This window comes from Pampinifervens navoyensis (genome assembly GCF_046159715.1).
Lineage (GTDB): Bacteria > Aquificota > Aquificia > Aquificales > Aquificaceae > Pampinifervens.
The window spans coordinates 1-12,281 of sequence record NZ_JBJXCT010000020.1 but is presented as its reverse complement, the minus strand read 5'-3'; the positions used below and the strand labels follow the sequence as shown (position 1 = coordinate 12,281).

Here is a 12,281-nt window from a genome sequence, read left to right as displayed (position 1 = left end):
CTCATGGTGCTGTGCGGAGAGATTCCTGAAAGGGTAGAAAGACCTCCAGAAATGGTTGTGGAGATAGTTTCACCCTCTAGCAGGCAGATGGATGAAGGGCTCAAGTTTGAGCTCTGCGAAAGGGAAGGTGTAAAGTATTTTGTGTTGGTTTATCCCGATGAGAAGGAGGTTAAAGTTTTTGAGCTTTCTGGGGGTAAATACAGAGAAAAGATGGACAAGAGATTTAGCCTTGGCAGGTGTGAGGTTGAGATAAATTTTAAGGAGGTCTTCGGTGGGTCTGGCTGAGAAGTATCCCGTTCGCTATACAGTAGAAGACTGGAAAAGTTGGCAGGGAGACTGGGAACTGGTGGAAGGCACACCCTACGCCATGGCTTCGCCAAGGCCTATTAATCAAAGAATCCTCATTGTTATTGCACTTCTTATAGAAGAGGTTCTCAAGGATTCATGCCCCAGTTGCCTTGTTTACGCAGAGCTTGACTGGTATGTATCTTATGACACAGTAATAAGACCAGACTTGATGGTGTTGTGTGGAGAAATACCAGAGAAAGTTGAGAGTCCACCAGAACTCGTTTTAGAGATAGTTTCACCCTCCAGCAGGCAGATGGATGAAGGGCTCAAGTTTGAGCTTTATGAAAGGGAAGGCGTCAGATACTTTGTGCTGGTTTATCCAGATGAAAGAACTATAAAGGTTTTTGAGCTTGTGGAAGGTAGGTATAGAGAAAAGGAAGACAGAAAGTTTAGCTTTGGAAGCTGTGAGGTGCAGATAAACTTTGAGGAGGTCTTGAGGTGAGATTTTACGGCATAGCCTCTGAAGAGAGAATTTTAGAGATAGTTGAAAGAATAACAGATGGTGTCTGGGTCTACGAGGATAACGGCAAAAGGGAAGAGCTTGATGTGGAAGGTGCTAAGAAGAAACTGCTTGAGCTTGTCAACATGGTAAAGGGCTGGAAAGAGGAAAGCAGACATATACCGGCGGGAACGACCTTTTTCTTTGTAAGCACCCCAGAAAGTCCTCAGGCTGTAAAGGTTTACGACCTCTCATCTCTTGGCTGTTCCTCAAGCCTGAGCCCCGCACGCTGGAAAGTTTACAGAAAAGAACTGGAAGGTCAGCTCTGAAGGTAGATTTCCCTGAGTATATCTCCACCCCCCTCTTCTAAGAGCTTTCTGGCAAGTTTTATACCTATCTGCTCAGTCTCCTCAGGTTTTCCTTCTTCCATACCCTCCAGAAAACGCCTTCCCTCAAGGTCAGATATGAAGGCTCTTAGCCTGAGCTTTTCGCCTTCAACCCATGCGTATGCACCTATGGGCACCTGACAGCCCCCCTGAAGCTCCCTCAGAAAAGCCCTCTCACACTCAGCCCTGAGCCTGCTCTCTTTGTGGTCAAGGAAGGCTATGGCTTTGAGAACATCGACGTCGCTTTCCCTTACCTCAATGGCAAGGCTTCCCTGACCCACCGCAGGTATGAAGTCCTCCAGTATCTGGGTTATTCTGTCTTCCAGACCCATCCTTTTTACACCTGCATAGGCAAGCACTATGGCATCATACATGCCTTCTTCTAGCTTTCTGAGCCTTGTGTCCACATTACCCCGCAAGATTTCTATTTTCAGGTCGGGTCTTTTTCTCTTTATCTGCACCTGCCTCCGGAGGGATGAGGTGCCAAGGACTGCACCCTCCGGTAGCTCAAAAAGGGTTTTCCCTTCCCTTGATATAAGCACATCAAAGGGGTTTTCTCTTTCAGTTATGGCTCCAAGCGTAAGACCTTCTGGCAGCGTCATGGGCACATCTTTGAGGGAATGAACCGCAAGGTCTATCTCACCTCTCAAGAGAGCCTCCTCTATTTCCTTGACAAAAAGTCCCTTTCCACCAACCTTTGCAAGAGGTGCGTCCAGAATTTTGTCTCCGGTGGTGGTTATAAGAACCAGCTCAACAGTATGACCTTTCTCCTGGAGTTTTTGCCTTATAAAGTTTGCCTGCCAGAGGGCAAGCTTGCTCTTTCGTGTGCCTATGCGTAAATGCATTACTCTATCACCCTTATGTGCAGTTCCTTAAGTTGCCTCGGCTCCACATAGTCTGGAGCGCCTGTAAGTGGGCATATGCCCTTCTGAGTCTTGGGAAAGGCGATAACATCCCTTATAGAGTCCAGTCCTCTCATTATGGCAATGAGCCTGTCAAGCCCAAAGGCAAGCCCTCCGTGGGGCGGAGCACCAAAGCGAAGCGCCTCCAGAAGAAAGCCAAACTTTTCTCTTGCCTCCACTTCAGGTATTTCAAGCAGTCTGAAGACCAGCTCCTGAAGCTCTCTTCTGTGTATCCTGACGGAGCCTCCGCCCACCTCATAGCCGTTTATAACAAGGTCGTAAGCCCTTGCCTTTACCGAGTGGACAAGCCCCTTTTTCTCCTCAAGGTCCTCCACCTGCAGAGCCTTCTCAAGAAGGGGTATGTCTTCTTCCCTTGGTGAGGTAAAGGGGTGATGCAGAGATAAAAACCTCTTCTCCTCCTCGTCCCATTCCATCAGGGGGAAGTCCACCACCCAGAATATATCAAACTTGCTCTGGTCTATGAGGTTGTATTTCTTTCCCAGATGTAGCCTGAGGTTTCCCAGTATTCTGTAGACCATATCCTTCTTGTCTGCAGAGAAGAATACCACATCCCCGGGCCGTGCCTCTACTCTCTCAAGCAGTTTGCCTGTTTCTTCCTCTGAGAAAAACTTTACTATGGGAGAGTTGAGTCTTCCATCTTCAACCTTTATCCATGCAAGCCCCTTTGCACCAAGGCTCTGCACAAACTGGGTAAGCTCATCAATCTCCTTTCTGGATAGGTCAGAGCCTTTAAAGTTTATCGCTTTTACAACACCCCCTGCCTCTATAGCCTGACGGAAGACCTTAAAATCTGTATTTTTGAAAATATCTGTCAGGTCTACAAGCTCCAGACCAAACCTTCTGTCTGGCTTGTCCGAGCCATAGCGTTCCATTACTTCCTGGTATGGTATCCTGTCAAAGGGCATTTTTAGCTCAACCCCAAGAAGCTCCCTGAAAAGCTCCGTTATGAGCCTTTCGCTGAAAGCCATAACATCCCCTTCCTCCACAAAGGACATTTCAAAGTCTATCTGAGTAAACTCAGGCTGGCGGTCAGCCCTGAGGTCTTCGTCCCTCAGGCATTTTACGATTTGAAAATACCTGTCAAAACCGGCGACCATCAGAACCTGTTTGAAAAGCTGTGGAGACTGGGGCAGAGCGTAGAACTTACCCGGATGAAGTCTTGAAGGCACAAGAAAGTCCCTTGCACCTTCGGGTGTGGACTTGGTCAGGAAGGGCGTTTCCACCTCTACAAAGCCCTCTTCCACAAAGACTTTTCTTACCGTCTGATATGCCCTGTGCCTGAAAAGGAGGTTTTCCTTCATGCTCTCACGCCTGAGGTCCAGATACCTGTATCTCAGCTTTGTTTCTTCCGACAGGTGCGTCTCCTCATCAACGGGGAAAGGAAGGGTTTCTGAGGTGTTGAGAATTTCCAGTTCTTCAATCACCACCTCGTAGTTTCCCGTCCTTAGCCTCGGGTTTTCTGTGCCCGGCGGTCTCCTTCTTACCATGCCCCTTATGGCCACCACATACTCAGACCTCAGACTGTCCGCAAGCTCGTACACCTGCGGGTTTGTCTTTTCTTCCACCACGCACTGTACTATGCCCTCTCTGTCTCTAAGGTCTATGAATATTACGCCTCCATGGTTTCTTATGCGGTGAACCCATCCGTTGAGGATAATCTCCTTTCCTAGGTCTTCCTCTGATACGTGCCCGCAGTATCTGGTGCGTTTAAGCATAAAGAAGTATTTTACAGCAGGTTTTTCTGAATATAGAACCTCCACGCCTTTTCCATGTCACCGAGTCTGAGCCTTTCATGAACTGGAAGTGTTTCCTTCTCACTCAATCTCTACCGCCTCCGCAGTCAATCTTTCAAAGGTCAGACTTCTCTCTTCCTGCATAAGCTCTTCCTCGAAGATAACAGCACAGAAAAGGGAAGTCCTTACTCTCTTGATTAAGAGAAAGCCACCTCCAGCACCCTGTCCTCAACCTCGGCCTTTTTAAAGGGAGGAAGCACTACAAGGTCAAGGTCTGAGTAGGCATCAGAAAGCCCCTTTGCATAAGAGCCAAGGAGAAAAAGACTCACAGGAAGTCCAAGCTCTCTCAATGTCTCTTTTAAAATCCTGAAGCACCTGTCTGATACCCTTCAGGAGAAGTTTCACAGTTCGGGCTCCAGCTCGTAGTGCCTGTAAAGGCTTTCCCACCAGTAAGAGACTCTCAGAAGTGTTGCCTCGTCAAAAGCCTTCCCTATGAGCTGTCCTCCCACCGGCAGACCCTCTGACAAACCTATAGGCACCGATATACCCGGAAGCCCTGCAAGGTTTACGCTCACGGTGAAGATGTCAGAAAGATACATGGCTATGGGGTCTGAAGTTTTCTCTCCAAACCTGAAGGCAACAGTGGGGCTCGTGGGGGTGGCGATTATGTCCACCTTCTCAAAAGCTCTTTCAAAGTCCTGAGCTATGAGCCTGCGAACCTTCATGGCTTTGAGGTAGTAGGCATCGTAATAGCCTGCAGAAAGGGCAAAGGTGCCAAGGAGTATCCTCCTCTTTACCTCCGGTCCAAAGCCCTCGTCTCGGGTTTTAGCATACATCTCAAAAAGGTCTTTATACTCTCTTGCCCTATATCCGAACCTTACTCCGTCGTAGCGTGCAAGGTTGGAAGAAGCCTCCGAGGGTGCGATTATGTAGTAGCAGGGAATGGCATACCTCACATGGGGCAGGGAGACTTCTTCTACATGCATGCCTTCTTTCTCCATCTCCTTTATGAAGTTCTCAAAGGCACTTCTGACGCCTTCTTCCAGACCATCCTGCAAAAACTCCCTTACCACCCCAACCCTCAGACCCTTTACCTCTTTTCCAAGCTCCTGCATATAGTCGGGCACTGGTTTTTTTGCACTGGTGGAGTCTCTGGGGTCGTACCCTGCTATAACCTGCAGTATGAGGGCAATGTCCTCGGTTCTTCTTCCAAAGGGTCCTATCTGGTCAAGAGAAGAGGCAAAGGCAACAAGCCCGTATCTGGAAACCCTGCCGTAGGTGGGCTTGAGACCTATGACCCCGCAGAAGCTGGCAGGCTGGCGTATGGAACCCCCTGTGTCCGAGCCAAGGGAAAGGGGAGCTGAGCCCACCGCAACCGCCACCGCAGAACCACCGGAGGAACCACCAGGCACCCTCTGAAGGTCCCAGGGGTTTTTTGTGGGGAAATAGGCAGAGTATTCGGTAGAAGAACCCATGGCAAACTCGTCCATGTTGGTCTTGCCTACTACGAGAGCTCCGGCTCTTCTTAGCCTCTCAATGACTGTTGCGTCGTAGGGGGAGACATAGCCCTGAAGTATCTTTGAGGCACAGGTGGTGGGATAGCCTTTTATGTTTATGTTGTCCTTTATGGCTATGGGGATGCCCGCAAGGGGCATATCTTCTCTTGTTTCAAGTCTCTTTGCCTCCTCCAGAGCCTGGTCGTAGAGAGGCGTGATGTAGGCTTTTACTTTCTCCTCTGTCTTCAAAAACCTTTCGTAGAAGCTCTGAAGGAGCTCTTCTGGCTTTATCTCTTTTCTCTTTATGAGGGAAACAAGCTCAGCCACAGACTTTTTCCACAGCATGATTTATAGTTTATCATATGCACCTATTTGACCTTTATTCAGAAAGGTATGACAGCTGGTACGACCTTCCTTTTGGAAGCTCTGTCTTTAGCCTTGAGGTGGAGTGCCTTAAAAAGCTCTTTCTTTCAGATGGCCCCTCTCTTGAGGTGGGTGTGGGCAGTGGTAGGTTTGCACAGGCTCTTGGAGTTCAGTATGGTGTTGATACCTCTCTGAATCTTCTGAAGAAGGCAAAAGAGAGGGGTGTAAGGGTGGTCAGAGCGGGTGCGGAGAAACTGCCTTTCAGGGACAGAACTTTCCACGCTGTCCTTATAGTGGTTTCCCTGTGCTTTTTTGAAAAGCCCCTTGAGGCTCTTCTGGAGGCGAGGCGAGTGCTAAAAGACAGTGGCATACTCCTTCTTGGTCTTGTGCTTTCTGAAAGTCCATGGGCAGATTTTTACAGGCAGAAGGCTGAGCAAGGGCATCCACTTTACTCTGTGGCAAGGTTCTACTCCTTTGAGGAGATAAGAAATATGCTTTCAAGAAGTGGCTTTAAAATCTCAGGAGTTTTGACCACTCTTTTTGAAGAACCACAGGACACAAAGCCAGTAAGAAGCAGGGAAATAAGGAATGGACTTTATGAGAAGGGCGGTTTTTTCTGTATATCCGCTACCCCTTGAAATTTGACAAAAGTTGACTAAAATCTTTTAACATGGCTCAGTCAGCAAAGAGGGATTATTACGAGGTGCTGGGCGTTCCAAGGAACGCAACGCAGGAGGAGATTAAGAAAGCCTACCGCAGGCTTGCCAGAAAGTATCACCCAGACTTTAACAAAGACCCCGACGCTCAGGAAAAGTTCAAGGAAATAAACGAAGCCTATCAGGTGCTATCAGACCCGGAAAAGAGAAAGCTCTACGACCAGTATGGACACTCTGCCTTTACCGCACAGGGTGCTGAGCAATACCAGGATGTGGTCTTCCAGAATGTGGGCGACCTCTTTGAGGAGCTCTTCAGGGGCTTTGGCTTTGAAGACATCTTTGAAAGGGCCACAAGGGGCAGAAGGCGTGAGCAGAGAAGACCTGCGAAGGGTGAAGACATATACCATACAGTTGACCTCAGCCTTGAAGAGGCTTACAGAGGCACTGTGGTGAGCATACCACTTGTTAGGGAAGTTGCCTGTGATGCCTGTGGAGGAAGCGGATACGACAGGAGCAAGGGTGAGAAGGTATGCCCCACATGTGGTGGAAGGGGTGAGGTAGTTCAGAGGCAGTTTTTCATGACCATAGCCCAGACATGCCCCACCTGCAGAGGTGAGGGTGTAATAAGAGAGACCTGCCCCAAGTGCAGGGGTAGGGGCACCCTCCCCCAGAGAGAGGAAGTGAAGGTAAAGATTCCTCCGGGCGTAGATACTGGCAGCAAGATACTTGCGGAAGGGAAGGGCAATGCAGGCATGTTTGGAGGACCACCCGGGGACCTCATCATAACCGTCAGGATAAAGCCCCATCCTGTATTTGAGAGGAGGGGTAACAACCTTTATGTGGATGTGAACATAAAGCTCACAGAGGCGGTCCTTGGGGCAGAGCTTGATGTGCCAACCCTTGAGGGTAACACAGTCAGGGTGAAAGTTCCCGCAGGCGTGAGGGAAGGAGACACCATCAGGGTCGAAGGCTATGGAATGCCAAGGCTAATGTCAGAGGGTAGAGGAGACCTCTTTGTGAGGGTTCACATAGATGTTCCAAAGCTGGGTTTTATGGACAAGCTTTTTGGCGATGGGAAGAAGATAAAACAACTCCTTGAAGAACTTGACAGACTTCTACCTGAGCCAGAACGCATAAGGGAGAGGCAGGCATGAAGAAGGAAAAAACCAGACTCTACACCATAGGAGTTGTTGCCAGCATGTTCAACATACATCCACAGACACTCAGGCTTTACGAAAGGGAAGGCCTCATAAAGCCCACAAGGAGCAAGGGCAGGACAAGGTATTACACGGAAGAAGACATAGAAAGGCTTGAGTTCATTCTCACACTCAGCAGGGACCTTGGAGTAAACCTCGCAGGTATTGACATAATCCTCCGCATGAAGGAGCAGATGGAAGAGCTTGAAACACAGGTGCAGAAGCTCATAGAGTTCATACAGAGGGAAGTTTCAGAGCTTTACCAGAAGGATGAAAACATAAAGTCCATAGTCCTGGCAGAGAGGAGAGACATACTCAAGTCAATAAAGAAGCAGTAAAATAACTCTATGGAGATAAGGGAGACAGACCTTCCAGGCATAGGCAAGAAGTATTCCATGAGCCTCAGAGAGGGTAGGGAGCTCGTGCTGGTCATATACAACACAGGCAAGAGGGAAATATACCTGATGGAGGAGGAGGAAACTGCCTGCGTTTTTGACCTTACGGAAGAGGAGGCAAAGGAGCTGGGTTTCCTGCTTGCAGGAGCCCTATACCAACCCATCAAGGCGGACAAGATGGAGCTTATTCTAAAAGAGGTGGTGATGGAGTGGGTAAGGATAGAGACCGGGTCAAACTTTGTAAACAAGACCATAGCTGAGCTTCAGATAAGGAGAACGACGGGTGTATCAGTCATAGCCATAGACAGAAAGGGAAGAATCATACCCAGCCCAGACCCTTATAAGGAAAGGATAGAGCTTGGGGATATCCTCATCGTGGTGGGCACCCGCCCTCAGATAAACCACCTTTTAGAACTCTGCGGAAGGTGTAGCACGTAAGATGCACAATCCACAGGATTTTATGCTGGCAGGGGGAGTTTTCCTGCTACTGTTTTTTTCCGCCTTTCTCCTCTCAAAGTTAAGGGTTCCCTACATAGCATCTTTCATGCTTGCTGGGCTTCTGGGCAAGTTTTTTCTACCACACAGGGCGGAGGGGGTGCTCCTTATATTTGAATACTCTGCGGTCATACTCTTGTTATTTTTCATAGGGCTTGAATACTCCTTTGAGAGACTGGCAGGTATGAAAAGGGTGCTCAGGCCAGGGCTTTTTGACCTTCTTATCAACTTTCTGCCCGTCTTTTTCCTTTCCTACCTTTTCAGCAAAGATTTTCTTTTCTCACTGGTTATGGGTGCAGTGCTCTATCCCAGCAGCACCGCCATAACTGCAAAACTTCTCATGGACTACAAGAGGCTTGTAAACCCTGAAGCTGAGCTCCTTATTGGTGTTCTCATATTTGAGGACCTGGTGAGCATAGTTCTGCTCTCCATGCTTACTGGCTTTACTCTGAGTGGGGACCCGGATGTGATAAGCCTTTCAAGAGGAATCCTCGCGGTGCTAATGTTATTCTTCCTTTTCTATCTTATAAGAAGTCCTTCTGAAAGGCTTTTTGACCTTGTGGACAGAAAGGTGGATGAGAATCTGATACCCTTCATGGTTCTTGGTTTTCTGCTCCTGTCTGCGGGCTTTAGCCTGAAGTTTGGACTTTCTGATGCTCTCATAGCCTTCATGCTGGGGGTTCTTGTTCCAGAAAAGAGCAGGGTTTTTCATGTAATAGAAAAATCCCTTTCTGACCTGAAGGACCTGTCTGTGGGAGTTTTCTTCTTTATGTTCACCTTCCATGCAAAGCTAAGCCTTGACTTTGACCTGTGGCTTCTTGCCCTTTTACTCCCTTTCTCGCTACTTTTCAAGCTAATTTCCACATACTGGGGAGCAATCTCCTATGGGCTCAGTAAGAGGGTGGCAGTCAGGGCTGCTCTTTCCTTCCTTCAGAGGGGGGAGTTTTCTGTGATATTTGCCAGCTTCTATCAGCCCGTTCAGTCTCTCGCCTTTCTGCTTGTTCTCTTTACTGCCCTTGTGGGCAGTTTCAGCTTTCTTTTAGCTCCATGGCTTTCTCAGAGGCTTTTCCCAAAGAGAGAAAAGAAAGGACCTCTTCCAGCTCCTCCCTCTTAGACTCTGTGCTGTCCTCAGGAAGCACCCATATGGGATTGCCAATTTTTACCCTTGCCCTTGAGAAGGGAAGTGGTATGGTGAGCCTGTCCCATGTGTTTAGCCTTATACGCCAGCTGAGCTCCACATATACAGGGATTATGGGCACGCCAGTCTTCCGGGCAAGGAGAATTACACCACTCTTCGCCTTGCCGTATGGACCCTTTGGTCCGTCAACGGTTATAGCCACCGTGTTACCATCTCTGAGGAGTTTTATCAGCCTCAACAAACCAACACTACCACCCTTTTGAGGCTTTCCTTCCTCGCTTGAGCCCCTCACCACCCTGTAACCAAGACTGAGGAGAAACCTTTCCGCAATATCTCCATCCCTGAACCTGCTCACCAGAGCGTATATGCCCCTGTCTATCCCTAGCATAGCCACACCCAGGGCATTGCCGTGCAGAAGGGCTATTATCTTCCCTTTATACAGTTCGTAGTCTATCCTCCTTTCCCAGCGTATGGTCTTGTGGATTAGCCTGAGGAGGAAGGCTACAAGGGGTGCCAGAAGGACAGAAAGGCGGTGCTTTAACTTTTTTCTCATTTTGCGTCCAAAACTGACATAATGCTATTGCGTATCCACCTGCTGTCAAGCCACTCAATGGGGTTCACTTCATAGCCCTGCAAAAGCACTCCAAAGTGAAGGTGGTCTCCCAGAGCAAGGCCCGTAGCCCCTGTCCTTCCTATCACTTCTCCCTTCTTCACATATTGTCCTTCCCTCACATGAACTTCAGAAAGATGTCCATAAAGGCTCATAAGCCCCATACCGTGGTCTATGACCACCGTGTTTCCGTATATGCCAAGATTGCCTGTAAAAACCACAATACCTGAATTGCTTGCCGGCACAGGTGCCCTCTCCACAGAAGCAAAGTCAAAACCCATGTGTCTGCTCTCGCTCACCTTCTGCCCCTGATAGTAGTAATGCCTTATATCTCCATAAGTGGCGAACACCTTGCTGTTAGGAAGCTGAAGGAAGGCACCTTCCCAGAGAACCCTCGGTTCGCTCTTCTTTCCGAGCTCTGCAAGCTTTCCCACATCCCTTGACCTCCACACCTCGTTCACCTTTCTGAAGGCCTCAAGAGGTTCAAGACCCTTACCCTCCTCCCCGAGAAGGGGATAAATTGCCCTGTTTATAAAACCATCGTCAAGATTAATCCTGTCCTCACGAAACATTGCTCCTCTTATTCTTAGGCTGAGATTCTGAAAGGCAGCATTCCCAGCCCTGTCCTTAAAAACTACAGAGAGATTACCTGTCTCTGGAAGGTCAATCCTGAGGGGGAAAAGCCCGACGTAATAGCCATCTCCCACTGGATAAAGGCTATACTGGAAGTTTCCCAAGCTCACATGGGCGCTGCCCTCTTCTTCTGCCTTTATCTTTATGGCACCAGTGCCTCCAAGAAGGGGTGAGGATGTGTAAGAAAGCACTCTGAACCTTGGTGGCACCGTATCCACAAGGGCATCAAGCCTGTAGCTCCTTCCCTGAAGGAAGCCTGAGGAAACCTCCAGAAAAATCTTTGCACTTCCATCTTTGAGCCCTGCCCTTTTTGCGTCAAGTGTGAAGCTAACCTCCCTTGAAGGCTCAGAGAGCTTTGCCGCGTATATTTCTTTTCTATGACCATCCTGTTCTGCGTAGAGCCTTAACTCTCTTACTGGTCTGTCTGCCTCAAGCCTGAAGGTTTTCTGGAGTGGTATAAGTGAAAGGGATTTGAGGCTTTCCTCAGAAATCTGCGGTCTTCCCCCTGTGTAGAGAAAGAGAGTGTAAAACATTATGAGAAGAAGGGCAAAAAGGGCAATCCTTCTTATTAGCCTTATAAGGCCAGTCCTTCTCTCCCTTCTGTCCTCCAGCCTGTATCTGTATCTCATGGCCTTACCACCACGCAATACCAGTTTTCCAGCTTCTTTATTTTAGCAGGCTTTAGCCCCAGAAACTCAAGAAAGGCCTCAAGTTCCTCTTTTCCAAAGAGACCGGAGAATATGCCCACCTTTGTGTATAGGTTATTAATATGTGGAATCTCTCTCTTAAATATTTCCAGCTCAAGGTTTGCCACAAGCATATCAAACTTCTCCTTTACATCCGCCGGTCCAGCCTGCACGCAGTTAACTTCAACGCAATTTTCCTCTGCGTTGTGTCTGCACTCTTCCACAGCCACCGGGTCTGTGTCTATGGCAAGAACCCTGCCAGCGCCGAGCCTCTTAGAGGCTATTGCCAGTATACCGGTGCCAGTTCCCACGTCCAGCACAGACCAGCCATGTTGAAGGTATTCCTGAAGCATCTGGAGACACAGGCGCGTTGTGGCATGAAGCCCAGTGCCAAAGGCAGCCCCCTGCCTCACCACCACAGGCTTTAGCCAAGAGGGAAGAACCATTATGTTCCCTATCCTTTTTGCCCTGAAGGCTCTCTCCGGCGGTATTATTTCCACCTCAAAAACCTCTACAGGCTCAAGACCCTCATAGGGTTCATAAAGTGCAAACTCCACAAAGGATTCACCCTCTGCAAGGACCTCCACGCCCTTCCCGTATTCTAAAAGGAACTGGTAGAAGTCCTCCGGCTGCAACCTGTAGACATACTTAGTGTGTGTCTTCATATGCTTTTAATTATAGTATTGGAGCTCTTGGGGGAATTATATTAACCCGAGTTGCAAGTTATAAGAAATTATGGTAAAAAAAAGCTCCCCATGGAAAACCCATAGGGAGGATTAAGATG

15 protein-coding genes are annotated in these 12,281 nt (G+C 48.6%); 8 read left to right on the top strand and 7 right to left on the bottom strand.

Going from position 1 to position 12,281, the window contains the following annotated elements:
* The 3 genes from ACKRDP_RS09675 to ACKRDP_RS09665 all read left to right on the top strand — a co-directional run.
* Positions 1–285: Uma2 family endonuclease (locus ACKRDP_RS09675; protein ID WP_409154565.1), on the top strand; the 285-nt coding region annotated here is incomplete at its 5' end.
* Positions 272–790 carry a Uma2 family endonuclease gene (locus ACKRDP_RS09670; protein WP_409154564.1) on the top strand — a complete coding sequence of 173 codons (519 nt, stop codon included), beginning with the start codon at positions 272–274 and terminating at the stop codon, positions 788–790. The genes ACKRDP_RS09675 and ACKRDP_RS09670, both read left to right, overlap by 14 nt.
* Positions 787–1,116 carry a hypothetical protein gene (locus ACKRDP_RS09665; protein ID WP_409154562.1) on the top strand — a complete coding sequence of 110 codons (330 nt, stop codon included), beginning with the start codon at positions 787–789 and terminating at the stop codon, positions 1,114–1,116. Before ACKRDP_RS09670 ends, ACKRDP_RS09665 begins: the two co-directional genes overlap by 4 nt.
* Here ACKRDP_RS09665 and hemC read toward each other — a convergent pair.
* The 4 genes from hemC to gatA form a co-directional block, all read right to left on the bottom strand.
* Complete coding sequence (gene hemC / locus ACKRDP_RS09660) at positions 1,107–2,018, bottom strand: hydroxymethylbilane synthase (protein ID WP_409154561.1); 912 nt, start codon at positions 2,016–2,018, stop codon at positions 1,107–1,109. The genes ACKRDP_RS09665 and hemC overlap by 10 nt on opposite strands.
* A complete protein-coding gene (gene aspS / locus ACKRDP_RS09655; RefSeq protein WP_409154559.1) occupies positions 2,018–3,811 on the bottom strand; it encodes an aspartate--tRNA ligase in 1,794 nt (597 codons plus the stop codon). The genes hemC and aspS overlap by 1 nt, the downstream gene beginning before the upstream one ends.
* Before the next feature lie 215 nt (positions 3,812–4,026).
* Entirely contained in the window at positions 4,027–4,194 is a 168-nt protein-coding gene (locus tag ACKRDP_RS09650) for a nucleotidyltransferase domain-containing protein (protein ID WP_409154567.1), read from the bottom strand.
* Between the two features lie 36 nt (positions 4,195–4,230).
* Positions 4,231–5,670 carry an Asp-tRNA(Asn)/Glu-tRNA(Gln) amidotransferase subunit GatA gene (gene gatA / locus ACKRDP_RS09645; RefSeq protein WP_409154557.1) on the bottom strand — a complete coding sequence of 480 codons (1,440 nt, stop codon included), beginning with the start codon at positions 5,668–5,670 and terminating at the stop codon, positions 4,231–4,233.
* Positions 5,671–5,687: 17 nt separating this feature from the next.
* Here gatA and ACKRDP_RS09640 point away from each other — a divergent pair, with 17 nt between their 5' ends.
* Genes ACKRDP_RS09640 through ACKRDP_RS09620 form a run of 5 tightly spaced genes read left to right on the top strand, consistent with a single transcriptional unit; the run spans position 5,688 to position 9,544 of the window.
* On the top strand, positions 5,688–6,326 hold the full coding sequence (locus ACKRDP_RS09640) for a class I SAM-dependent methyltransferase (RefSeq protein ID WP_409154556.1): 639 nt from the start codon (positions 5,688–5,690) through the stop codon (positions 6,324–6,326).
* Positions 6,327–6,358: 32 nt separating this feature from the next.
* Complete coding sequence (gene dnaJ / locus ACKRDP_RS09635) at positions 6,359–7,498, top strand: molecular chaperone DnaJ (protein ID WP_409154555.1); 1,140 nt, start codon at positions 6,359–6,361, stop codon at positions 7,496–7,498.
* Positions 7,495–7,878: a heat shock protein transcriptional repressor HspR gene (locus ACKRDP_RS09630; protein WP_409154553.1), complete on the top strand. Its 384-nt coding sequence runs from the start codon at positions 7,495–7,497 to the stop codon at positions 7,876–7,878. The genes dnaJ and ACKRDP_RS09630 overlap by 4 nt, the downstream gene beginning before the upstream one ends.
* Before the next feature lie 9 nt (positions 7,879–7,887).
* A complete protein-coding gene (locus ACKRDP_RS09625) occupies positions 7,888–8,373 on the top strand; it encodes a cation:proton antiporter regulatory subunit (protein ID WP_409154551.1) in 486 nt (161 codons plus the stop codon).
* 1 nt (position 8,374) lies between these two features.
* Entirely contained in the window at positions 8,375–9,544 is a 1,170-nt protein-coding gene (locus ACKRDP_RS09620; protein WP_409154549.1) for a cation:proton antiporter, read from the top strand.
* On the opposite strand, the gene ACKRDP_RS09615 is transcribed toward ACKRDP_RS09620, so the two are convergent.
* The 3 genes from ACKRDP_RS09615 to ACKRDP_RS09605 are packed head-to-tail and all read right to left on the bottom strand — an operon-like array spanning position 9,459 to position 12,162.
* Positions 9,459–10,121, bottom strand: coding sequence for a lysophospholipid acyltransferase family protein (locus tag ACKRDP_RS09615; RefSeq protein WP_409154547.1), 663 nt, complete (start codon positions 10,119–10,121; stop codon positions 9,459–9,461). The two genes, ACKRDP_RS09620 and ACKRDP_RS09615, sit on opposite strands and share 86 nt — an antisense overlap.
* Positions 10,118–11,440 (bottom strand): M23 family metallopeptidase, encoded by a 1,323-nt coding sequence (locus ACKRDP_RS09610; RefSeq protein ID WP_409154545.1) that lies wholly within the window; start codon positions 11,438–11,440, stop codon positions 10,118–10,120. The genes ACKRDP_RS09615 and ACKRDP_RS09610 overlap by 4 nt, the downstream gene beginning before the upstream one ends.
* Positions 11,437–12,162, bottom strand: a complete 726-nt coding sequence (locus ACKRDP_RS09605) for a 50S ribosomal protein L11 methyltransferase (protein ID WP_409154544.1) — start codon at positions 12,160–12,162, stop codon at positions 11,437–11,439. Before ACKRDP_RS09605 ends, ACKRDP_RS09610 begins: the two co-directional genes overlap by 4 nt.
* Positions 12,163–12,281 lie beyond the last annotated feature (119 nt).

Excerpts from the sequence above, each read along its gene's own strand:
- ACKRDP_RS09630 (WP_409154553.1), top strand. The coding sequence starts at position 7,495 with ATGAAGAAGGAAAAAACCAGACTCTACACCATAGGAGTTGTTGCCAGC.
- aspS (WP_409154559.1), bottom strand. The coding sequence starts at position 3,811 with ATGCTTAAACGCACCAGATACTGCGGGCACGTATCAGAGGAAGACCTA.
- ACKRDP_RS09640 (WP_409154556.1), top strand. The coding sequence starts at position 5,688 with ATGCACCTATTTGACCTTTATTCAGAAAGGTATGACAGCTGGTACGAC.
- hemC (WP_409154561.1), bottom strand. The coding sequence starts at position 2,018 with ATGCATTTACGCATAGGCACACGAAAGAGCAAGCTTGCCCTCTGGCAG.
- ACKRDP_RS09625 (WP_409154551.1), top strand. The coding sequence starts at position 7,888 with ATGGAGATAAGGGAGACAGACCTTCCAGGCATAGGCAAGAAGTATTCC.
- gatA (WP_409154557.1), bottom strand. The coding sequence starts at position 5,670 with ATGCTGTGGAAAAAGTCTGTGGCTGAGCTTGTTTCCCTCATAAAGAGA.
- ACKRDP_RS09615 (WP_409154547.1), bottom strand. The coding sequence starts at position 10,121 with ATGAGAAAAAAGTTAAAGCACCGCCTTTCTGTCCTTCTGGCACCCCTT.
- ACKRDP_RS09620 (WP_409154549.1), top strand. The coding sequence starts at position 8,375 with ATGCACAATCCACAGGATTTTATGCTGGCAGGGGGAGTTTTCCTGCTA.
- dnaJ (WP_409154555.1), top strand. The coding sequence starts at position 6,359 with ATGGCTCAGTCAGCAAAGAGGGATTATTACGAGGTGCTGGGCGTTCCA.
- ACKRDP_RS09605 (WP_409154544.1), bottom strand. The coding sequence starts at position 12,162 with ATGAAGACACACACTAAGTATGTCTACAGGTTGCAGCCGGAGGACTTC.
- ACKRDP_RS09610 (WP_409154545.1), bottom strand. The coding sequence starts at position 11,440 with ATGAGATACAGATACAGGCTGGAGGACAGAAGGGAGAGAAGGACTGGC.